Here is a 20981-nt window from a genome sequence, read left to right as displayed (position 1 = left end):
TGTCATCGGTTATGTTGTGAATCACAACTTATTGCGCCGCGGCATCCGCCCGGCCCCGCAGACCACCGCAGCACTCGCAGAGGAGCGATCATGCCCACCCCCACCCGCGACGACAAGTTCTCCTTCGGACTCTGGACGATCGGCTACAACGGCACCGACCCGTTCGGCGGCCCCACCCGCCCGGCGCTCGATGTCGTGCACGCCGTCGAGAAGCTGTCGGAGCTCGGCGCCTACGGCCTCACGTTCCACGACGACGACCTGTTCGCCTTCGGATCGACGGACGCCGAGCGCCAGACCCAGATCGACCGCCTGAAGGGTGCGCTCGCCGACACCGGCCTCGTGGTGCCGATGGTGACCACCAACCTCTTCAGCGCCCCCGTCTTCAAGGACGGCGGCTTCACGTCGAACGACCGACAGGTGCGCCGGTTCGCGCTGCGCAAGGTGCTGCGCAACCTCGACCTCGCCGCCGAGCTCGGCGCCAAGACCTTCGTGATGTGGGGTGGCCGCGAGGGCGCGGAGTACGACTCGGCGAAGGACGTGCGCGCGGCTCTCGAGCGCTACCGTGAGGCCGTCAACCTGCTCGGCGACTACGTCACCGACAAGGGCTACGACATCCGCTTCGCGATCGAGCCCAAGCCCAACGAGCCCCGCGGCGACATCCTGCTGCCGACGCTCGGCCATGCGATCGCGTTCATCGACTCCCTCGAGCGCCCCGAGCTCGTGGGCGTCAACCCCGAGGTCGGGCACGAGCAGATGGCCGGCCTCAATTTCACCGCCGGCATCGCCCAGGCGCTGTACCACGGCAAGCTCTTCCACATCGATCTCAACGGTCAGCGGGGCATCAAGTACGACCAGGACCTCGTGTTCGGTCACGGCGACCTGCACAACGCGTTCTCGCTCGTCGACCTGCTCGAGAACGGCGGCGCCGGCGGGGTCCCGGCCTACGACGGCCCCCGCCACTTCGACTACAAGCCCTCGCGCACCGAGGACGAGACCGGTGTCTGGGACAGCGCCGCCGCCAACATGCGCACCTACCTGCTGCTCAAGGAGCGCGCCGCGGCCTTCCGCGCCGACCCCGAGGTGCAGGAGGCACTCGCCGCCGCGAAGGTCGCCGAGCTCTCGACGCCCACCCTGAACGACGGCGAGAGCTACGACGACCTGCTCGCCGATCGCACGGCCTACGAGGACTTCGACGCCGACGCCTACCTCGGCGGCAAGGGTTTCGGCTTCGTGCGCCTGCAGCAGCTCGCCACCGAGCACCTGCTCGGCGCCCGCTGAGTCCGGCGATGGCACTCGTCCTCGGGGTCGACTCCTCGACCCAGTCCTGCAAGGTCGTCGTCGTCGACTCCGCGACGGGTGCCGTCGTGCGCTCGGGCCGCGCCGCCCATCCCGACGGCACGTCGGTCGATCCCGAGGCGTGGTGGGTCGCGCTCCACGATGCGATCGCGGATGCCGGAGGCCTCGATGACATCGACGCCTGGGCGATCGGCGGCCAGCAGCACGGCATGGTCGCGCTCGACGCCGAGGGCCGTGTCATCCGCGATGCCCTGCTCTGGAACGACACGCGCTCCGCGCAGGCGGCCGATGACCTGATCGGCGAGTTCGGGGCATCCGTTCTCGCCGATCGCACCGGTCTCGTGCCGGTCGCGTCGTTCACGATCACGAAGCTGCGCTGGCTGCGCGACCACGAACCCGACAACGCCGCCCGTGTCGCCGCCGTCGCGCTTCCGCACGACTGGCTCACCTGGCGCCTGCGCGGCTTCGGGCCTGAGCGGCCCGACCTCGGCGAGCTGGTGACCGACCGCTCGGACGCCTCGGGCACCGGCTACTGGAATCCGCGCACCGGGGAGTACGACCGCGAGCTGCTCATCGCCGCGCTCGGGCACGACGCCGTGCTGCCGCGGGTGCTCGGCGCCCGGGAATCGGTGGCGGATGCCGCGGGCCGTCGAGTCGCGCCCGGTGCCGGCGACAATGCCGCCGTCGCCCTCGGGATCGGCGCCCGGACGGGCGACGTGGTGGTGTCGATCGGCACCTCGGGAACGATCTTCGCGGTGACCGACCGGGGCGTCGCCGATCCGACCGGGATCGTGGCGGGCTTCGCGGATGCCGCCGACGGCTACCTGCCCCTCGTCTGCACCCTCAATGCCGCACGCGTGCTCGACGTGATCGCGCGCCTGCTCGGCGTCGACCACGACGGGTTGAGCACCCTCGCCCTGGAGGCGTCTCCCGGCGCGGGCGGGCTCGAACTCGTGCCGTACTTCGAGGGCGAGCGCTCCCCCAACCTCCCCGATGCGACCGCGAGTCTGAACGCCATGACGCTCGCCTCGACGACGCGCGAGAACCTGGCGCGCGCTGCGGTCGAGGGCATGCTGGGCGGACTGCGCTTCGGTCTCGACGCGCTCCGCGAGCTCGGCATCCCTCTCGATCGCGTGCTGCTCGTCGGCGGCGGCGCGCAGTCCCGTGCCGTGCGGGAGATCGCGCCGTCGGTCTTCGGGCTACCGGTCGAGGTGCCGGAGGCTGCGGAGTACGTCGCCGTCGGGATGGCCCGCCAGGCGGCATCCGTCCTGGGCTGATCCGGACTCCTGGGCTGACGCTCGGTCCGGGTCAGCTCATCGTCGCGACGAAGACCGGGGTCATCGCGGCCATCATCGCGGCCGAGATGACCATCGTGACGGCCCGCGAGACGGCATCGCCGGTCGGGCTGCCCTCGGTGAGCTGCTCGATGCGCTTCTTGAGCTGACCCGACGAGATCGGGCCCACCTCGTCGCGCAGCAGCGGGTGCGCCGCGGTCATACCCTGCAGGATCGCGAGCAGCGCGAGATCGGCCTGGGACGGCGCGAGCGTTCCCGCGATCACGGCGGCGAGACGCGAACGCAGCAGCGTCTCGGGGCCGGGGTCGGACTCGGGAGTGCGCTCGGCGCCCCAGCCGAAGAAGCCCCGCTCGCCGCGCGCGAGAACCCCCTGCGCCACCAGGGATTCGACGACCTCGTCGAGAGGATCGAGCTTCGACCGCATCACGAGCGACTGCAGCCTCTTGCCGTTCACCGGCGCAAGACGGGAGAGCGCGGCGTCGAGCACCGGATGCCCGGTCGGCTCGGCGGAGACGATCGTGATCGCGGGGTTCTTGCCCTCCCCCACGGTGACACGGCGATGCAGCACGAGGTCGACGATCACGGCCGCGATCTCACCGAACAGGCGGTTGGTGCTCACGCTCGACTCGACCCGGCCATCCGGCCGGAGCAGCAACAGGTGGAGTTCTTCGACGATCAGCATGCCCTCACGGTATGCCGCAGCAACCGCCCGCCGCATCCCCCGAGAGGCGGATGCCGGGACAGGACCGGCCCCTTCGACGGCCTGGGAGGTGTACCGGCTGTCAACCCCATCGCACGACCGACGAGGCACCTCTAGAGTTCCGAGGATGAGCACCGAAAAGGCCTCCGCCGCCGAAGCCCCGACACGATTGCGACGGGCGATCACCGGTCCGCTGCTCTACGCGTTCATCCTGGGCGACGTGCTCGGTGCGGGGATCTACGCGCTCATGGGAGTGCTCTCCGAGAAGGTCGGCGGGATGCTGTGGGCGCCGCTGCTGGTGGCGCTCCTGCTCGCGCTGCTCACCGCCGGGTCGTACGCCGAGCTCGTCACGAAGTACCCGCGCGCCGGTGGGGCCGCGGTGTTCGCCGAGCGGGCGTTCCGCAGTCCGGTCATCTCGTTCCTCGTCGGCTTCAGCATGCTCGCGGCCGGTGTCGTGAGCGCCGCAGGCCTCTCGATCGCATTCGCGGGCGACTATCTGGGCACGTTCCTCGACCTGCCGACGACACCGGTCGCGATCGCCTTCCTCGCCGTCGTCGCCCTGCTCAACGCCCGCGGCATCCGCGAATCACTCGGCGCGAACCTGGTCATGACCGCCATCGAGCTCAGCGGGCTCGTCATCGTGATCGCCGTCGTCTCCGTGTTCTTCTTCGGCGGTGGCGGCGACGCCTCGCGCGTGCTCGAGACTCCCGAGGGAACCCCGGTCGCCCTCGCCGTGCTCGCGGGCGCCGTGATCGCTTATTACTCCTTCGTCGGTTTCGAGACCTCGGCGAACATGATCGAAGAGGTCAAGGACCCCAGCCGCACCTACCCGCGCGCACTGTTCGCCTCGCTCCTCACCGCCGGCGTGGTCTACGTGCTGGTCGGTCTCGCGAGCTCGGTCGCCCTGCCGGCATCCGAGTTGCAGGAGTCCTCCGGCCCGCTCCTCGCGGTCGTCGAAGCCGCCGGTGCCAGCATCCCGTCCTGGCTGTTCAGCCTCATCGCGCTGATCGCCGTCGCGAACGGCGCCCTGCTCACGATGATCATGGTCAGCCGCCTGACATACGGCATGGCCGAGCAGAAACTCCTGCCCGACGTCCTCGCGCGCGTGCTGCCGAAGCGGAAGACGCCGTGGGTCGCAATCCTCGTCACCACCCTGGTCGCGATGGGGCTCACCCTCGTCGGCGACCTCGAGACGCTCGCCTCGACCGTCGTGCTCCTGCTGCTGATCGTCTTCCTCAGCGCGAACGTCTCGGTGCTCGTTCTGCGCCGCGACAAGGTCGACCACCCGCACTTCCGAGTGTGGACGTTCGTGCCCGTGCTCGGCATCCTCTCGTGCATCCTGCTCTTCACGCAGCAGAGCCCGGAGGTCTGGCTGTTCGGCGCCATCCTGCTGGCCGTCGGCGCCGTGCTGTTCCTGCTCACCCGGCTCGCGCGACGACGCGCCGACTCGACCACCCACCACCCCACCGAAGAGGACACCCATGAGCACGCAGAATGACACCGCGAACGACGGCGAGGACTTCGATGCGAACCGTCACGACCAGCTGACCTCGGCGCCCGAGTCGACCGAAGCGGATGCCGCTCCCCGCATCGACGTGAGCGAGCACGACGGGACGACCCGCATCGACATCCGTGACGACGCCGAGGTTCGCCCCGGCGCCGGCCCGGGGATGCCCGAAGCCGACGGCGAGTAGCTCGGGCCCTCGGGCTCAGATCACTCGACGGGAGGCTCGACGCACGGCAGGGCCGCGGCGTTGACCGCCTCGCGGTACTGCTCGGCGGTGAACGGCAGACCGAACTCGGGGGCGGTCTGCCCGTCGGCGGCCGGCGCCTTCGAGCCGATCGCCGCGAGCTCCCACGCCAGGGACTGCGCGATTCCCGCACCCGCGGTCGAGTTGTTCAACACCACGGCAACGGTGAACCCGCTCGTCGGGTCGGAGTACGCGGCGGTGGCGTAACCGGGCGTCCACCCGTGCTGACCGACCATCGAGCCGACCAGGAAAGCGCCGCCCGTGGCCTGGTACCAGGACTCCGCCCCGTCGAAGGCGGGCAGCGGTGCGGCGAAGCGATCGGGCTCCTCCTCGGTGCGCAGCACCTGACGGGCCTCGGCCTGCGCATAACGACCCAGGTCGGAGATGGTCGACACGGCGCCCGAGTCGGTGTACCCCGAGCTCGATGACAGCGTGGTGATGTCGACGGGGGCACTGCACGCGAAGCCGCCCTCGACCGGGTTCAGGTAGTGGCCCTGGAGCACGTCGCCGGTCGACGGCGGCGCGGGGGTCGAGGACGGGAGCGAGGTGTTCGCGAGGCCGAGCGGCTCGGTCACGTACTCGGCGATCAGCTGCGCCGCCGACATGCCGGAGGCGCGCTCGAGCGCGAGGCCGAGCAGCAGGTACCCGGCGTCGGAGTCGCGATAGGTGGTGGCGACGGGCGTGCGGGGCTGTGCGAGACCGAAGCCGGCCAGCTCGAGCGGAGCCCACACGCGGCCGGGGGTGTTCAGCCACTCCGCCGTGATCTTCTGCTCCGACGAGCCGAGGCCCGAGGTGCCGTTGCAGAGGTCGACGAGGGTGACGCCCTCGAGGTCGGGCACGCCCGACACGTAGTCGGGAACGGCGCCGTCGAGGTCGACGGTGCCCTCGTCGGCGAGCGCGTAGAGCACGTCGCACGTCATGAGGCGCGTCACATCGGCGATGCGGAACGACATGTCGACATCGACCGGGGTCTCACCGCCGGGCTCCTGCGAACCGACGCCCGTCACCCACTGGCCGCTCCAGGGGGCCCAGACACCGACGATCGCGGCCGACGAACCCGAGGCGCGGATCGCGTTGTCGACGGCCTCCTGCATCTGCGCGGTCATGTCGTCGGGCAGAGCGCCATCGACCTGCGCCGGAGGCTCGTAGGTGAAGCTGTCTTCGGAGGTGCATCCGGTGAGGACGAGTCCGAGCACGACCGCACTGGCCGCGGCGGCGCGCCAGCGGCGCGACGAGAGAAGCTGCATGTAGGAAACCCCCGAAGATGTGTCTCCCGATTCTAGGGCGCCGAGCCTGAAAGACGGCATCGAGCCCGCGGCATCCGCCGAGGTCCTATGGTGATCTGGTGCCCCACATCTTCGATGACGCCGTGACCGCCGCCGTGCTGCACCACATGAACGACGACCACACCGACGACAACCTGCTCATCGCCCGTGCGTTCTCGACGGGGTCGGATGCCGTGGTGACGGATGCCGTCATGACCGGTTTCGACGGCGACGGCGGCACCTGGCGGGTCACCCGTGCGGGCGAGACGACGGAGCTCGTCGTGGCATGGCCGGGCGGATCGATCACCGAACGTCCCGAGGTTCGTCGGGAGATCGTGGCGCTCTACGACGCGGCCTGCGAGAGGCTGGGCATCGAGCCGCGTCCGCACGCCTGATCGGGCGCGTCACGGGGTTTCGCCAAAGGTAAGGCTGCCCTTACACTGAAGGCATGTCCGAGATCCTCTCCTTCTCCGCCGCCCTGCGCGAGCGCTCGTCCGGATCGCACTCCCGCAGCGAGACCGCCGGATTCATGTCCGACCTCCTGAAGGGCGAGGGCTCCCGCGAGGACTACATCTCGCTCGTCGCCCAGCACTACTTCATCTACGAGGCGCTCGAAGGTGCCGGCGACCGCATGCGCCGCGACCCCGTGGCCACCGTCTTCATCAGCGACAAGCTCACGCGCCTGCCCGCGCTCGAGGCCGACCTCGAGTTCCTGCTCGGCACCGACTGGCGCTCGCAGATCGTGCCCCTGCCGACCACGCAGCGCTACGTCGAGCGCATCAACCAGGTCGGTGCGACCTGGGCCGGGGGATTCGTCGCCCACCACTACACGCGCTACCTCGGCGACCTCTCGGGTGGCATCTTCATCGGCCGCGTGATGGCCCGCCGCTTCGGTTTCGAGACCAACGGGATCGGCTTCTACCTCTTCGACGACATCGCCGACCCGGCGGCCTTCAAGGACGTCTATCGCGAGCAGCTCGACGCCGCCCCGTGGGACGAGGCCGAGCGCGAGCGCGTCATCGACGAGGTGCTGCTCGCGTACCGCTTCAACACCGAGCTGTTCGAAGACCTCGATCGGGCCCGCGCCGCGGCGTAGTTTCTCGGAGCGGGCCGCAGTTTTCGCCCCACGACCGGGTCCTTGAGCCTGCCGAAGGGCCCCGGCCCTCGCGGCGTCAGGCCTTCGGGATGTCCGGGGTCGAGCGGGCGATCCAGGCGTCGCGCATGAACCGCCGCACGTCCTCGTCGACGCGGATGTCGCTCGGGCGCAGCGCACGCGACAGGTACAGGCCGTCGAGCGAGGTGAGGCGACTCAGCGCGACGTACGTCTGCCCCGGCGCGAACGCCCCGGAGCCGAGGTCGATCACGGCGCGGTCGTAGGTCTTGCCCTGCGACTTGTGGATCGTGACCGCCCAGGCCAGCCGCAACGGGAACTGCGTGAACTCGGCCACCACATCACGGCTGAGCTTCTTGGTGTGCTGGTCGTAGGCGTACCGGAAGCGCTCCCAGACCGCCGGCTCGACGTCGACCTCCTCACCGTCGATGTCGACGCGCACGGCACCACCGAGAATACGCAGCACCGTGCCGATCGTGCCGTTGACCCACCGCGGCGGCTCTCCCGACATGGCGGTGTCGTTGCGCAGGAACATGACCTGCGCGCCGACCTTGAGCTTGAGCTCCGACTCCGCCGGCAGCGACGCCTCGCCGCGGCCGAAGTCACCGCTGACCTCCGCCCGCGCGGTCTGCTCCTTGCCGGGGAGCGCCGCGAGGTGGCGGCTGTTGATGCCGTTCACGATGTCGTTGCGGGTGGCGAGGGTGATCATCGGCACCTCGCCCGGTTCGGGGTCGGGAGGCGTGCGCGCGCCCTGCGCGTTGAGCACGCCCGCGATCTCGGCGGTGACCCGCCCGTATCGCACGGCGTTCAGCATGGCCTTGAAGCCGTCATCGGACTGCCGGTGGATCTGCACCAGTTCTCGCACGTGCAGCTCGGCACGGGTGTCGACGGCGAACAGACCGTCCTGATCGGACTGCCCCTCGCCCGTGCCGCCGCCGGTGCCGGCCCACACGTGCGCGTCGAAGAACCAGAACGATCGGTAGTGATCCTTCACATAGCGGGCCTCGTCGCCGCGGGGCGGCACGGGCGCCAACTGGTACGGGTCGCCGAACATCACGACCTGCACCCCGCCGAACGGCTCCCCCCGCCGCCCGCGCGCCTGACGCAGCGAGCGATCGATGGCATCCATGAGGTCGGCGTTGACCATCGAGATCTCGTCGATCACGAGCGTTTCGATCGCATTGAGGATGCGCCGGGTCGCATCGTTCTGCTCGATGTCACCGTCGGCGATGAGGCCGATCGGCAGCCGGAACAGCGAGTGGATCGTCTGCCCCTCGACGTTCAGCGCCGCGACGCCGGTCGGCGCGCAGATCGCGATCTGCTTCTTGGTGTTCCAGGCGAAGTACTGCAGCAGCGTCGACTTGCCGGTGCCCGCACGCCCGGTGATGAAGACGTGCTCGCTCGTGTCTTCGATGAGTCGGAAGAGCTCGTGCTGTTCTTCGGACAGGGCAGGAAGGGACACGGTTCTCGCAGAGGAAGACGGACGGATGCGGGCGCCCCACCATGCTACGGCTCGCTGTGCGACGCGGGGTGTCGGCGCTCGGCTTCGTCCCAGGACGCTTCCCTAGACTGACTCCATGGACGGGGTGGAGTCTTCGGCGCGCAAGCGCGCGCGTGTGGGGATCGATCTCACGATCCTCGCCCTCGTCGGAATCCTCCTGATCGCGGCCCTCGGCGCCGGCGGAGCCGTGCTCTACAAGGACTACTACAGTCCGTCCGCCTTCGTCACCCGCTACCTCGACCTGCTCTCCTCCGGCCGCGCCGCCGATGCCCTGCGCGTGCCGGGAGTCGCCGTCGACCGCGAGACCCTGGACGACGCGGGGCTCTCGCCCACGGCATCCGAAGCCCTCCTGCGCCACGCGGCCCTCGCGCCGCTCACCGATGTGCGCATCGAGTCGGAGAAGCCCGTCGACGGCGGCTTCGCGGTTACGGTCGATTACTCGGCTGCCGGGCACCTCGGCACGACCACGTTCACCGTCACCCAGGACGGCTGGGAGGGTGTGGCCCCGCGGTGGAGCTTCCTTGACAGTCCGCTCGCGGTCGTCGATCTCACGCTCCGCGGCGCCGACCAGTTCTCGGTCAACGGCTTCGCGGTCGACCGGCGCCAGGTCTCGGCAGCCGGGATGGATGCCGCTCCCCTCGACCCGCTGCCACTCCTCGTCTTCACCCCGGGCCTGTACGCGGTCACGGTCGACACGGCCATCTCGGAGTCGTCGGGTATCGGGGTGCTCGCCGACAGCCCGCTCGCGACCACACCGCTCGACGTGCAGACCACGCCCACGAAGGAGTTCCTCTCGGTCGTGCAGGAGCGCGTCGAGGAGTACCTGACGGGTTGCACCTCGCAGCAGGTGCTGCAGCCGACCGCATGCCCCTTCGGTCTGGAGGTCAAGAACCGCATCGCCACCCTGCCCGCGTGGTCGATCGTCACGCAGCCGACGGTGACCGTCGAGCCCGATGGTTCGCAGTGGCGGATCCCGCCGACGGATGCCGTGGCGCACGTCGAGGTGGAGATCCGTTCCCTGTTCGACGGGTCGATCCAGACGGTGTCGGAGGATGTGCCGTTCCAGGTCAACGGGACGATCGTGATCCTCGCCGACGGCACGGCGTCGATCCGCGTCGGGTCGCCCGACGACGCGCCCGCCGACTAGTCGGCCGGCGACTCAGCTGCGGCCGGCCTCGGCGTTCTGGCGATCGCGCTCGGCGATGCGGGCGAGCCGGGCGTTGTACTCCTCGAGCTCGGCGTCTCCGGTGCGGTCGGCGTGGCGGTCGCGGCGCTTCTGCAGCTTGGTGTCGCTGCGGCTCCACTGGATCGCGACGGTGATCGCGAGGATGAGCGTGGGGATCTCGCCGATCGACCAGGCCACACCACCGCCGATGTACTGATCCTCCATCGGAGTCGGCCCCCAGGTGCGGCCCATCGAGCCGAACCAGTCCGCGACCATGAGGCCCTCCTGCATCATGATCGCGACACCGAAGAACGCGTGCATGGCCATGATGGCGATGAGGGTGATGAGGCGCCCCGGGTACGGCAGGCGGTACGGGATGGGGTCCTCGCCGATGAGGGTCAAGACGAAGAGGTACCCGGAGATGAGGAAGTGGATGACCATCCACTCGTGCCCGAGGTGCTCGAACATCGACCAGCGCACGAGGTCGGTGAAGTAGAACGCCCAGAGCGACAGGATGAAGATGCCCGCCGCGACGAACGGATGCGTCACGACCTTCGAGAACGGCGAGTGCACCGCCCAGAGGATCCACTCGCGTCCGCCGCGCGTGCCGTCGTCGCGCTTGTGGATCGCGCGCAGCGCGAGCGTCACCGGGGCGCCCGACACGAGCAGGAGCGGGATCGCCATCGACAGCATCATGTGCCCGAGCATGTGCACGCTGAACAGGTACTCCTGATACGCGTTGATCGGGCCGCAGGTGACCCAGACCAGCAGCAGCATCCCGAGCACCCAGAAGACGGTGCGGTGGATCGGCCAGCGGTCGCCGCGCCGGTGCAGGCGGATGACGCCGGCGATGTAGAGGAAGAGCCCGAACCCGGCGGCGACCAGCCACAGGATGTCGAGGTCCCACGATGTGAACCAGCGGTCGAGGGTGAACTCCGGCGGCACGTTCGAGCGGGTGAGCACCTCGGCGGGGGTCTGCGCGAACGCGGCCTCCTCGCCGGTCGGCGGGGGCGTGCGGGCGAGGGCCGCCGCGGCTCCCGAGGCGAGACCCATGAGGGCGACCTCGCAGAGCACGAGCATCCAGAACCAGGCGGATGCCCGGGGTCCGTCGAGCTTCGGAATCAGCCGCGCGCGGTACCAGGCGCCGAGCAGACCCATGCCGCCCAGGAGCACGACCTTGGCGAGCAGGATCGCGCCGTAGGGGGTGGCCAGCTGGCTCCAGTCGCCGAGGGCGACGACCGAGCGGGCGATGCCCGAGATGGCGACCACGAAGAACGCGGCGATCGCAAGCGACGAGTAGCGGCGCACGAGCTGCGCGGCGTCGACGCCGTCGCGTCCGCGCATCAGCACGATCAGCAGCAGACCGCCGAGCCACACCGCGGCGCCGATCGTGTGCAGCAGGATCGAGTTGACGGCGACCGTGTGGCCGGCGAGATCGCCCGAGTGCCCCTGTGTGGCGAGCGGGAGGAAGGATGCCGCGGCCAGGAGCGCCGTCAGGAGCGTCGGCGTCCAGGTGCGCCAGGCGAAGGCGAGCACCGTGATCACGGAGCCGAAGATGGTCGTGATCAACCACGACTGGCCGAGGGCCGTCTCGAGCAGGTAGCGGCCGAGCTGCGCGCCGAACTCGCGTTCGATGCTCAGCTGCGGATTGAACGCGGCCATGAACGTGAGGAAGGCGGTGAAGCCCGCCGAGATCGTGAAGACCGCCGCCCCGATCGAGGCGATGTTGAGGGCCGTGTCGAACGGCTTCTCTCCGCTCCGGAGCCCGAACAGGGCGAGCACGAGCGAGCCGAGCATGGCCGCGGCAGCGACGTTCATCGTGAGCTTGACGATCGGGGTGGCCCACATGACGAAGGGGCCGGGATCCTGCAGCAGCAGAGGTGCCGCTCCCCCGCCGACGAGCAGGGCGGCGACGACTCCGACGATCGCGGCGACGGCGAGGATTCCGACGCCGGCGAGGCGGTAGGCCGACGCGCTCGATCGGGTCGTCGCGGCGCGGGTGTTCACCCCTCCAGCCTAAGCCGCGGCATCGGCCCTGGCTGACGGAGCCGTGGCATCCGTTCCCGTCGCACTTTCTGTCGATCTGGGCGGCTCATTCCGACCGAAAGTGCGACCGGAGCGAGATCGGATGCCGGGAACGCAGAAGGCCGCCACCCCGAGGGGCGGCGGCCTTCGACAGGAAGCGTCTTACTTGACGGCTGCCTTCAGCTTGGAACCAGCGGTCACCTTGACGCGCTTGCCGGCCGGGATCTTGATCTCGGCGCCGGTCTGCGGGTTGCGGCCGGTGCGAGCGGCGGTGTCGACCTGCTCGAACGAGATCCAGCCCGGGATCGAGACCTTGCTGCCCTTGGCAACGGCGTCGGAGACCGTGGAGAACAGCGCGTCGAGGACGCCCGAGACGGTGGCCTGGCTCTGGCCGGTGGCGCTGGCGATGCTCGCGACGAGCTCGGTCTTGGTGATGGACTTGTCAGCCATGTCATCCTCCAGCGACGAGGATCTCGTCGCATCGTTGTGTGGATCGGGGCGGATGCCCCTGGTCGAGTGACCGCCTTGAATGTATCAATGACCACCCCCATTTCCGCGTCATTTCGCGGGTTTTGGTCATTTATTGGGCGTGTTGCACGACTTTTGTCACTCCAGTCACAGGTTTTCGGGCGTGTCCCGACCCGTTTCAGGCTCGGTGCGCCGCGATCACGGCCCGCGCCGTGCGCTCGAAAGCGGGCGATACGCGGTCGTCCCCATCGAGGTATCCACCCACGAGAGCGGCGTCGCGGAGCAGCACGAGCGAGGCCGCGACCTCGGCCGGTCGTTCGAGACCGGCCGCCACGGCGACCTGTTCGAGAGTGCTCCGGAACCACTCGCGGTGCTCATCGATCATCGTGCGAACGGGGCCTTCGCCGTCGGGGTACTCGGCGGCGGCGTTGATGAACGGGCAGCCACGGGTGTGGCGCAGGCGGATGTCGGCGACGATGCCGTCGATGACGGCGTCGATGAGCCGCGCGGGATCGGTGACGGACGCCCCCGCCTCGGCGAACATGTCGCGCAGCATCCGATCCTCGTTCTCGAGGTAGGCGAGCACGAGGTTCTCCTTGCCGCCGAACTGTTTGTACAGCGTGGCGCGCGTGACCTCGGCCTCGGCGATCACGCGGTCGACGCCGACCGCGTGGATGCCCTCCTCGTAGAAGAGGCGCGTGGCCGCGTCGATCAGGCGTGCGCGAGCGGGGCTCGGGCGTTTCGTGGTGTCGGTGCTCATGTTCTCGGTGCTCATGGTGGGTCCTCCCTCATCGTGGCATCCGTTCGCCGATTTCTCGATTTTCGGGAATATCTTGCAGTAGATAGAACGTTCGGTCTACTATCAGCGTAACGCACTTCCGACCCGCAGGACCGAACGCAGGAGAAAGATCATGAACAGCACCGACAAGACCCCCATCGTCCTCATCCACGGACTCTGGATGACCCCGCAGAGCTGGAACACGTGGGCCGAGCGCTTCCGCGCCCAGGGCCACGAGGTCATCGTTCCCGGATGGCCCGGCATCGACGACCGCACCGTCGACGACATCCGCCGCGACCCCTCGGCCCTGAAAGGCATCGGCCTGAAGCAGATCGCCGACCACTACGAGCGCATCATCCGGGCACTCCCCGTCAAGCCGATCATCATGGGCCACTCCTTCGGCGGCGTGCTCACCCAGATGCTCGCCGACCGCGGCCTCGGCGCCGCCTACGTGGGTGTCGCCCCCGGCCAGACCGCAGGCGTCACCGCTCTCCCCCTCTCGACCCTCTGGACCGGAACGCCGATCCTCTCGAACCCGTTCGGACGCAACGGTGCCAAGCCCCTGTCGAAGCGCCACTTCCACTTCACCTTCGGCAACGACCTGTCGCGCGCGGCATCCGACGCGCTGTGGGAGGAGTACGCCGTCAACTCGTACAATCGCGTGTTCTTCGAGGGCGTGACATCGGTGCTCAATGAGAAGGGCGGCGTCACCCACGTCGACTACGCCCGCGCCGACCGAGCCCCGCTGCTGCTCATCGCCGGCGAGATCGACCACGTCGTGCCCCCGGCCATCGTGCGCGCGATCGAGAAGAAGTACCGCGCGACCGGCAGCCCGGCCATCGTCGACTACATCGAGTACGCCGGACGCACCCACCGCCTCGTGAGCCAGGACGGCTGGGAGGAGATCGCCGACCACGCCCTCTCCTGGGCGGTGCAGCACGCGGCGGCATCCGTGGCGTGACGGGTGCGAGCCCCTCAGCTCGTCGGGCGGAGAACTCACCGTTGGGCGGAGAATTAGCCCTTAATCCTCCCGCCCCACGCGGAGTTCTCCGCCCGACTCATGACGCCAGGTGAAGCCGCTGAGCCACAGCGTCGAGGATCTGGGCCTGCACCGATGCCCACTGGTTCATGAGCTGGTCGTAACCGATCCGGATGACCTGATAGCCGCGGAGCATCAGTTCGGTGTCGTGGGCGATGTCCCGAGATCGTTGAGCCCCGACGTGGTGACCACCGTCGATCTGAATCACGAGACGCTCGCCGATCACGAAGTCCACGCGGTGACCTGACAACCACACCTGCGGGGTGATGGGCAGCCGCAGCCACGCGAGCCGAGTACGGAAGATCGTCTCGGTGCCGGCATCCGCGAACGGCGTCGCATCCGCGAGCAACCGACGTGCTGCAGGCGGCAGACGTACTCGCGCGAACACTTCCGGGTCCACCATCCGCATCCGCAGCGCGGACTCCCACGTCGCCAGAGCATCTTCATACGGCTGACAGCGTGCGATGAGGATGAGGGCGTTCTCGATCGAGTCTTCGAGTGCGTCCGGAGCCCGGAGGAACTGAGGCTTGCTCCAATGCACGACGCCCTGGACTGCGCCCGCGTGGCCCGACCCTGGAGGCGCGGCGACGTGCACGCAGTCGGCGCTCGAGCCCCAGAGCCCGACGCACCGCGAGCGTGACGCAACTCAGCACGACTCCTCGCTTCGCCGCCGCGACCAGCATCGGGTCGCAGTCCGGGCGTGCCACCCAGCCGCGGCAGACCGAGATCACAGCCCCGCTCCGGGTCGCCTGCCGCAACGCATATTCCGTGACACCGACCTCACGCAGGGTCGAAATACGGGCGATCCCCCCTCTTGCCAAGACTTCTCTCACCGCATGCATCCGTCGAGGATGCCCGTCGCGCACAGTCGCGGTCGGCGCCACGGCCGGGGTCTGTGGACACGCCGCCGCTCGCACGAGATGTGCAGAGCAACACATCGGGAGGAAAACTCACCGTTGGGCGGAGGTTTCGATTCCAAGCATCCGCCCCACACCGACAAGTCCGCCCATCACGTCGCACGCCTCCCGCACACGCAGAAGGGGCGAGGATCCGAAGATCCTCGCCCCTTCCGAACCGGTAGGACTTACCAGCTGGACTTGGTCACGCCGGGCAGCTCGCCACGATGCGCCATGTCACGGAAGCGGACACGCGAGATGCCGAACTTCGTGAGGACACCACGGGGGCGGCCGTCGATGACGTCGCGCGAACGCACGCGAGCCGGCGACGCGTTGCGCGGCAGCTTCTGCAGGCCGACGCGTGCGGCCTCGCGGGCCTCGTCGGTGGCGTTCGGGTCGACCAGGGTCTTCTTCAGCTCGGCGCGACGCTCGGCGTAACGCTCGACGATGACCTTGCGCTGCTCGTTGCGAGCGATCTTGCTCTTCTTAGCCATTGATCAACGCTCCTCTCGGAATTCGACGTGCTTGCGGACGACCGGGTCGTACTTCTTGAGCACGAGGCGGTCGGGGGTGTTGCGGCGGTTCTTCTTGGTCACGTACGTGTAGCCCGTACCCGCCGTCGAACGCAGCTTGATGATCGGACGTACGTCCTGAGCCTTCTTGGCCATTAGAGCTTCACACCCTTCGCCTGGAGGTCCTTGACCACGTTCTCGATGCCGCGGACGTCGATCACCTTGATGCCCTTGGCGGACACGTTGAGCGTGATCTTACGACCGAGCGACGGAACGAAATAGGTCTTCTTCTGCACGTTCGGGTCGAAGCGGCGCTTCGTCCGGCGGTGCGAGTGCGAGACGTTGTGACCGAAACCGGGAACAGCTCCGGTCACCTGGCACACTGCTGCCATGATGACTCCTTCTATACCGTGAGGCCGGACGGCCCCACCCAAGATCCCTTGTCTGCACGCCGTCCGCCCGACCCTTCGACGAGCTCAGGATCCGGAATCGGAACAGCATGCGAACTGCGCACAGGAGTGTGCACAGACAATCGCCAATGCTATCACAGGCGGCGCGGTCGCTCGGAACGCCGACGGCCCGCCGTCACGCGCGAGACGCCTCCTCGGCCCCGCGGCCCCAGCGGAACGGCGAGACCGTCGGGTCATCGACGATCCAGAAGCGCCACGGAAAGGCATCCGTGCCGGCGATCCCGGCCACGCCCACCCGCGGGCCCGTCGCGACCTCGACCGGCGCATCGCTCAGCCACAGCTCGGCGCGCGCGCCGTGCCACTCCGCGCCCGTGACCGCGTCGATGCCGTCGTGGAGCGGATGCTTCAGCCCCACCGCCTGCCCGAACCGCCCGGGTCCGCGCGCGAGATCCCGCCGCGCCCGGGGTGTCAGCGCCGCGTCGATGCCGCGGCGACGCGCCGCGGCATCCGCTCCGCCGACGACCTCGCCGGCGCGCAACAGCACACCGCCGGCCACGCCCTCCGGTCCGCACACGACGTTGACGCACGAGTGGATGCCGTGGCTCAGGTACACGTAGAGATGCCCCGGCTCGCCCCACATCGTGGCGTTGCGCGCCGTGCGCCCCATGCGGGCGTGCGACCCCGGGTCGGCGAACTCCCCCGTGCCCTGCCCGTGGTACGCCTCGACCTCGGTGAGGCGCATCCGCACCTCGACGACGGGCTCACCGGGCACCGCGACGACCGTGCGCAACTCGGCGCCCAGGAGCCTCGGGGCGACGTCGACCGGCAGCCCGCTCAGCTCGTCGCGGGTCGCCCGGTGCAGAGCGTCGACCATCTCAGAAACGCGGAGCCGTCTGGCACCACGAGGCGTCGAAGCCGGTGAGAGCCACCATCTCGTCGCCCGTGCGCAGGTCGATGAGGTGCGTCTCCATCGTCTTCGGCAGCGGGAGCAGCATCTCGTCGTAGGGGTTGTCGGTCATGTCGGGGGCGATCACCACTGCGGCGTACTGGCCGCTCGGCGAGGCGCAGGCCTGCAGGATCGAGTCCGTCGAGGGAACCTCGATCAGGGGGCTCGCCGCGCCGTCGTCGTCGACCTTCACGACCGCCTGGCCGGTCGGGATGCCCATCTCGTTGCGCTGCACGACGTGCCGTAGCGTGCCGCCGGGGAACGGTGTGATGGTCGAGGCGATGCCGTAGTCGGGGTTCGAGGCGGCGAGCGGCTGCTCCGATCCGTCGGCCAGGTTGAGCTCGACGACCGAGCCGTCGAGGCGCTCGATGACCGCCGTGTAGGTGCCGCGGCTGATGCCTTGGATGTTGGCGGCCAGCCCCAGCGACTGCACGCCGGCGTCGCTCGAACGGTCGACGAGCGACAGCGCGCCGTCGAAGTCGATGAACAGCACTGCAGCGCTGTCGGGCACGAACTGCCAGGCGAAGATGCTGGCCTCGGCGTCGTCGACCTCGATGACCTGCGGCTCGGAGTCCTTGTCGTTCAGCGACTGGGTCACGAGCACGCTCGCGCGGCCCTCGGTGTCGCTGAGCTCGCGGTCGGAGTAGCTGTAGCCGACCAGTCCGCCGCGCTCCGACACCTGGATCGACCCGACGTAGCCCTCCCCGGGCAGCGGCAGCTCGCGCTGGTCGCCGCCGTCGTGGTCCATCACGAGGATGTGCGACCCGTCGTCCTCCTCGACCGTCACGACCAACTGCGACGAGGTCGCGCGGAAGTCGTTGATCTTGTCGGCGGCGAACACCGGCACGCCGTTCTCGCCGGTGAGGTCGGTCTGGAAGATCTTGTCTTCCTTGTCGCTGCGGTTGAGCAGGAAGATGCTCGAGGGCGGCGTGGTGAACGTAGTCGTCAGGTCGTTCTTCGGCCCGCCCGATGCACCGGTCGCGTCGGCGACCGTGACGGTGTACTTCGTTTCGTCGTCGAGCGGCACGGTGAAGCGGATGCCGATGCCCCGGCCCGCGGCATCCACCGTGAACGGTACCGACGGCTCGACGGTCACCTGCGCGGGGTCGATCGTCGCGAGCGACTGGTTCGCGGTGAGGATGAGCCGGCTGCCCGAGGCGTCGATCGCGTGCGCCGGATCGACCTGCACCTCGGTGATGCGCGGGCCCTGCGTGAGACTCACGACGCCGAGGCCGGCGCTCACCAGCACCAGGATGCCGAGCACCGCGGCGAGCGCGATCCCGAACCGGTGCGAGCGCTTCGCGACGGGCTGGGCGCGTGGAACTTCGGGGGCCGGAGCGACAGATGTCGGACGATCCGGCTCAAGAGGTCCGACATCCGTCTTCTCGGCCCCCGAAGTGACGGGCTCCTCGTCGGACGAACGGCGCGCACCGGATCCCTGAGCTTGTCGAAGGGCCCCGCCCCGAGAATCCTCCTCCGGAGCCGCTTCCGCTGCGGCGGCAGCCTCGCGGGCAGCGCGCATCTCGGCGCGCGTGCGCGGGACGGCGGGGCCCTCTGGCCGCTCGTCGTCAGTACTCATACGGGTCTCCCGGCTCGTCGATCGCGACGACCTCGGTGGGGACGATGCTCAGCTTGCCGTCGGCATCCGCCTTCACCGTTCCCGTGACCTCGACCCACTGGCCGGTGTCGTACGCGCTCGCGTCAACGCTCACCGGCAGCGTCGCCGGTTGCGCGTCGATCACGCAGTGCGTGATGACCATGCGGGTGAGATTGACCTCGCCGTCCTTCACCGCGTCGGGGGTGACGAATCCGACCAGCGAGACGGATGCCCCGTCGTACGCTGCCGTGTTCGTCGCCGTCGCGAAGACGCTGGCCCAGTCCCCCACGCCGAAGGTCGAGGTGTCGGCGACGCCGAGCGTGACGTCGTCGGAGCCGGCGAAGAGTGCCGTCTGCTCGCCGACGCGCGACATCGCGAGCTCGACCGAGAGCGACGCCGGCGGCAGCACGAGGGCCGCCGCGACGACGCCCGTGGCGAGGATGCCCCCGGTCACCGCTCCGGCCGCGGCGAGGGCGCGGCGCGGGGCCGGTGCGGCATCCGCGTCGTCGTGCGCCGACCCGTGATCGTGACCGTGATCGGCTTCCTCGCCCAGCGGCAGGGTGCACGACCAGATCGCGCCGAGCAGGGTCACGACCGCGGCGGCGCACGCGAACCACACCGACTCGGGGCTGATGTAGAGGGTGAGGCGACCCGTGACGCCGAGGCCGAGCGTGACGATCGACACGAAGGTCGCGAGCCCGATGCCCAACCAGCGTGTGCCGAGGGCGCGCAGGCGCGACGGGGCGTTCTCGGCGGTCTCGTGCTCAGACAAGGACGTTCACCCCGATTCCGATCGCGAAGGCCGAGGCGACCACGACGCCGACGATGCCGAGCAGCGTGCGCGCCGTGAAGGTCGTGCGCATGAGCGCGAGCATCTTCACGTCGACGAGCGGTCCGACGAGCAGGAACGCGACGAGCGCTCCCGACGAGAACGTCGAGGCGAACGACAGCGCGAAGAACGCGTCGACGTTCGAGCAGATCGCGACCGTCATCGCGAGCGCCATCATGGCGACGATCGACAGCACCGGGTTCGCGCCGATCGCGAGCAGCATGTCGCGCGGGATGAGCACCTGCACGGCTCCGGCGAGCGCCGAGCCGATCACGAGCGCGGGCATCACCGCGCGCAGCTCGATGAGGAACTGCGTGAGGCTGCGCTTGACCGGGGTGCCGTGCTCGTGGGTGACGCGATCGCACGTGTCGACGAAGCGCTGCGTGAGCATCGCGTCGGGCGAGGGGTGGCGGCTGTAGATCCAGCCGATGAGGTTCGCGATCAGGTAACCGCCGACGAGACGTGCGACGAGGATGCCGCCGTCCCAGCCGAACGCGGCGTGCGTGGTGAGGATCACGATCGGGTTGACGATCGGCGCCGCGATGAGGAAGGTCATCGCCTCGGCCGGCGCGAGGCCGCGCATCATGAGCCCGCGGGCGAAGGGCACGTTGCCGCACTCGCAGACCGGGATCAGCATGCCCAACAGCGACAGCACCGCTCGGCGAGCCCACGCGCGCTTCGGCAGCCAGCGGTGGATGACGTCGGCCGGCAGCCACACTTGCACGACGATCGACAGCAGCACGCCGAGGATCACGAACGGCAGGGCCTCGATCAGCACGCTGAGGGCGAGGGTCAGTCCGTCCTGCGCGCGCGTGGGCAGTGAGGCCGGGAACAACGAGGGGAGGAACGCGTCGACGAGGAACAGCGCCGCGATGATGACGGCACCGAGCGCCAGACCGATCCACGCCGAGCGCGGCGACCGCGTCGGGCCGTGGGTGCGGGCGTGGCGCTGAGGGGTGAGCAGAGTCACGCGGTCGCGGCCCTCTCGGCGTCGCGCTTGTTGGTGCAGGGGGCGCACAGCCCGAAGATGTCGACGACGTGCGCGGCATCCGTGAACCCGTGCAGCGCGGCCGTGCGGTGCGCCCACTGCTCGACGTCCTTGGCCTCGATCTCGACCGTGAGTCCGCAGTTGCGGCAGATCAGGTGGTGATGATGACCCTGCGTGGTGCAGGCGCGGTAGAGCGCCTCGCCCTCGGGGCTCTGCAGCGAGTCGGCGTCGCCGGAGGCGGCGAGACCCGCGAGCGCGCGGTACACGGTGGCCAGACCGATGCCCGTGTTGTCGTCGCGCAGCGAGGCGTGCAGGTTCTGCGCGCTCACGAAACCGCGCGCATCGGCGAGTGCTTCGCGCACGCGTTCGCGCTGCCAGGTGTTCCGCTGAGCCATACCGACGATTCTAG

General features: G+C 69.3%; 23 protein-coding genes. 8 read left to right on the top strand and 15 right to left on the bottom strand.

The features are described from left to right. Positions 1-90 precede the first annotated feature (90 nt). Together xylA and xylB are read left to right on the top strand one after the other, a co-directional pair. Positions 91-1278, top strand: coding sequence for a xylose isomerase (gene xylA, locus ACIPVN_RS10980; protein WP_400442737.1), 1188 nt, complete (start codon positions 91-93; stop codon positions 1276-1278). Positions 1279-1286: 8 nt separating this feature from the next. Beyond that, a complete protein-coding gene (gene xylB / locus ACIPVN_RS10975) occupies positions 1287-2573 on the top strand; it encodes a xylulokinase (protein WP_400442736.1) in 1287 nt (428 codons plus the stop codon). 31 nt (positions 2574-2604) lie between these two features. Here xylB and ACIPVN_RS10970 read toward each other — a convergent pair whose 3' ends face one another. Then, positions 2605-3273, bottom strand: coding sequence for a GPP34 family phosphoprotein (locus ACIPVN_RS10970; protein WP_400442735.1), 669 nt, complete (start codon positions 3271-3273; stop codon positions 2605-2607). A gap of 145 nt (positions 3274-3418) precedes the next feature. Here ACIPVN_RS10970 and ACIPVN_RS10965 point away from each other — a divergent pair, with 145 nt between their 5' ends. Then, positions 3419-4789 (top strand): APC family permease, encoded by a 1371-nt coding sequence (locus ACIPVN_RS10965; protein ID WP_400442734.1) that lies wholly within the window; start codon positions 3419-3421, stop codon positions 4787-4789. Then, positions 4773-4985, top strand: coding sequence for a multidrug transporter (locus tag ACIPVN_RS10960; protein WP_400442733.1), 213 nt, complete (start codon positions 4773-4775; stop codon positions 4983-4985). Before ACIPVN_RS10965 ends, ACIPVN_RS10960 begins: the two co-directional genes overlap by 17 nt. Positions 4986-5005: 20 nt before the next feature. Here the strand turns inward: ACIPVN_RS10960 and ACIPVN_RS10955 are convergent, their stop codons facing one another. Next, complete coding sequence (locus tag ACIPVN_RS10955) at positions 5006-6289, bottom strand: serine hydrolase domain-containing protein (RefSeq protein WP_400442732.1); 1284 nt, start codon at positions 6287-6289, stop codon at positions 5006-5008. A 98-nt stretch (positions 6290-6387) separates the two neighbouring features. On the opposite strand from ACIPVN_RS10955, the gene ACIPVN_RS10950 reads away from it, so the two are divergent. Together ACIPVN_RS10950 and ACIPVN_RS10945 are read left to right on the top strand one after the other, a co-directional pair. After that, positions 6388-6702 carry a DUF2470 domain-containing protein gene (locus ACIPVN_RS10950; RefSeq protein WP_400442731.1) on the top strand — a complete coding sequence of 105 codons (315 nt, stop codon included), beginning with the start codon at positions 6388-6390 and terminating at the stop codon, positions 6700-6702. Between the two features lie 53 nt (positions 6703-6755). After that, a complete protein-coding gene (locus tag ACIPVN_RS10945; protein WP_400442730.1) occupies positions 6756-7403 on the top strand; it encodes a heme oxygenase (biliverdin-producing) in 648 nt (215 codons plus the stop codon). Positions 7404-7479: 76 nt separating this feature from the next. Here the strand turns inward: ACIPVN_RS10945 and ACIPVN_RS10940 are convergent, their stop codons facing one another. Further along, entirely contained in the window at positions 7480-8880 is a 1401-nt protein-coding gene (locus tag ACIPVN_RS10940) for an ATP-dependent RecD-like DNA helicase (protein ID WP_400442729.1), read from the bottom strand. Positions 8881-8995: 115 nt separating this feature from the next. Between ACIPVN_RS10940 and ACIPVN_RS10935 the strand changes: the two genes are divergently transcribed. Continuing rightward, positions 8996-10066, top strand: coding sequence for a hypothetical protein (locus tag ACIPVN_RS10935; protein ID WP_400442728.1), 1071 nt, complete (start codon positions 8996-8998; stop codon positions 10064-10066). Between the two features lie 12 nt (positions 10067-10078). On the opposite strand, the gene ACIPVN_RS10930 is transcribed toward ACIPVN_RS10935, so the two are convergent. From ACIPVN_RS10930 to ACIPVN_RS10920, 3 genes are all read right to left on the bottom strand, one after another. Then, positions 10079-12091 carry a cytochrome c oxidase assembly protein gene (locus ACIPVN_RS10930; RefSeq protein WP_400442727.1) on the bottom strand — a complete coding sequence of 671 codons (2013 nt, stop codon included), beginning with the start codon at positions 12089-12091 and terminating at the stop codon, positions 10079-10081. 180 nt (positions 12092-12271) lie between these two features. Next, positions 12272-12559, bottom strand: coding sequence for an HU family DNA-binding protein (locus tag ACIPVN_RS10925; protein ID WP_247624225.1), 288 nt, complete (start codon positions 12557-12559; stop codon positions 12272-12274). Positions 12560-12755: 196 nt separating this feature from the next. Beyond that, on the bottom strand, positions 12756-13352 hold the full coding sequence (locus ACIPVN_RS10920; protein WP_400442726.1) for a TetR/AcrR family transcriptional regulator: 597 nt from the start codon (positions 13350-13352) through the stop codon (positions 12756-12758). Between the two features lie 136 nt (positions 13353-13488). Between ACIPVN_RS10920 and ACIPVN_RS10915 the strand changes: the two genes are divergently transcribed. Next, positions 13489-14316, top strand: coding sequence for an alpha/beta hydrolase (locus ACIPVN_RS10915; protein ID WP_400442725.1), 828 nt, complete (start codon positions 13489-13491; stop codon positions 14314-14316). 97 nt (positions 14317-14413) lie between these two features. Here ACIPVN_RS10915 and ACIPVN_RS10910 read toward each other — a convergent pair whose 3' ends face one another. The 9 genes from ACIPVN_RS10910 to ACIPVN_RS10870 all read right to left on the bottom strand — a co-directional run bounded on the left by ACIPVN_RS10910 (position 14414) and on the right by ACIPVN_RS10870 (position 20967). Further along, a complete protein-coding gene (locus ACIPVN_RS10910) occupies positions 14414-14935 on the bottom strand; it encodes an endonuclease domain-containing protein (protein ID WP_400442724.1) in 522 nt (173 codons plus the stop codon). Between the two features lie 543 nt (positions 14936-15478). Further along, positions 15479-15784, bottom strand: a complete 306-nt coding sequence (gene rpsN / locus ACIPVN_RS10905) for a 30S ribosomal protein S14 (RefSeq protein ID WP_017829734.1) — start codon at positions 15782-15784, stop codon at positions 15479-15481. Between the two features lie 3 nt (positions 15785-15787). Beyond that, positions 15788-15958, bottom strand: a complete 171-nt coding sequence (rpmG, locus tag ACIPVN_RS10900; RefSeq protein ID WP_046014935.1) for a 50S ribosomal protein L33 — start codon at positions 15956-15958, stop codon at positions 15788-15790. Next, positions 15958-16194, bottom strand: a complete 237-nt coding sequence (gene rpmB / locus ACIPVN_RS10895; protein ID WP_017203559.1) for a 50S ribosomal protein L28 — start codon at positions 16192-16194, stop codon at positions 15958-15960. Before rpmB ends, rpmG begins: the two co-directional genes overlap by 1 nt. A gap of 193 nt (positions 16195-16387) precedes the next feature. Further along, positions 16388-17086, bottom strand: coding sequence for a DNA-3-methyladenine glycosylase (locus ACIPVN_RS10890; protein ID WP_400442723.1), 699 nt, complete (start codon positions 17084-17086; stop codon positions 16388-16390). Position 17087: 1 nt separating this feature from the next. Beyond that, positions 17088-18737, bottom strand: a complete 1650-nt coding sequence (locus tag ACIPVN_RS10885) for a hypothetical protein (RefSeq protein ID WP_400442722.1) — start codon at positions 18735-18737, stop codon at positions 17088-17090. Next, complete coding sequence (locus ACIPVN_RS10880; protein ID WP_400442721.1) at positions 18727-19527, bottom strand: TIGR03943 family putative permease subunit; 801 nt, start codon at positions 19525-19527, stop codon at positions 18727-18729. Before ACIPVN_RS10880 ends, ACIPVN_RS10885 begins: the two co-directional genes overlap by 11 nt. After that, a complete protein-coding gene (locus ACIPVN_RS10875) occupies positions 19520-20554 on the bottom strand; it encodes a permease (RefSeq protein ID WP_400442720.1) in 1035 nt (344 codons plus the stop codon). The genes ACIPVN_RS10880 and ACIPVN_RS10875 overlap by 8 nt, the downstream gene beginning before the upstream one ends. Continuing rightward, positions 20551-20967: a Fur family transcriptional regulator gene (locus tag ACIPVN_RS10870; RefSeq protein ID WP_247624213.1), complete on the bottom strand. Its 417-nt coding sequence runs from the start codon at positions 20965-20967 to the stop codon at positions 20551-20553. Before ACIPVN_RS10870 ends, ACIPVN_RS10875 begins: the two co-directional genes overlap by 4 nt. Between the last annotated feature and the right edge of the window lie 14 nt (positions 20968-20981).

The sequence above is a fragment of the Microbacterium sp. NPDC090003 genome (assembly GCF_044748385.1).
In the GTDB taxonomy this organism is placed as follows: Bacteria; Actinomycetota; Actinomycetes; order Actinomycetales; family Microbacteriaceae; genus Microbacterium.
The sequence above is the reverse complement of the archived record's forward strand: the minus strand, read 5'-3'. Positions and strand labels throughout refer to the sequence as shown.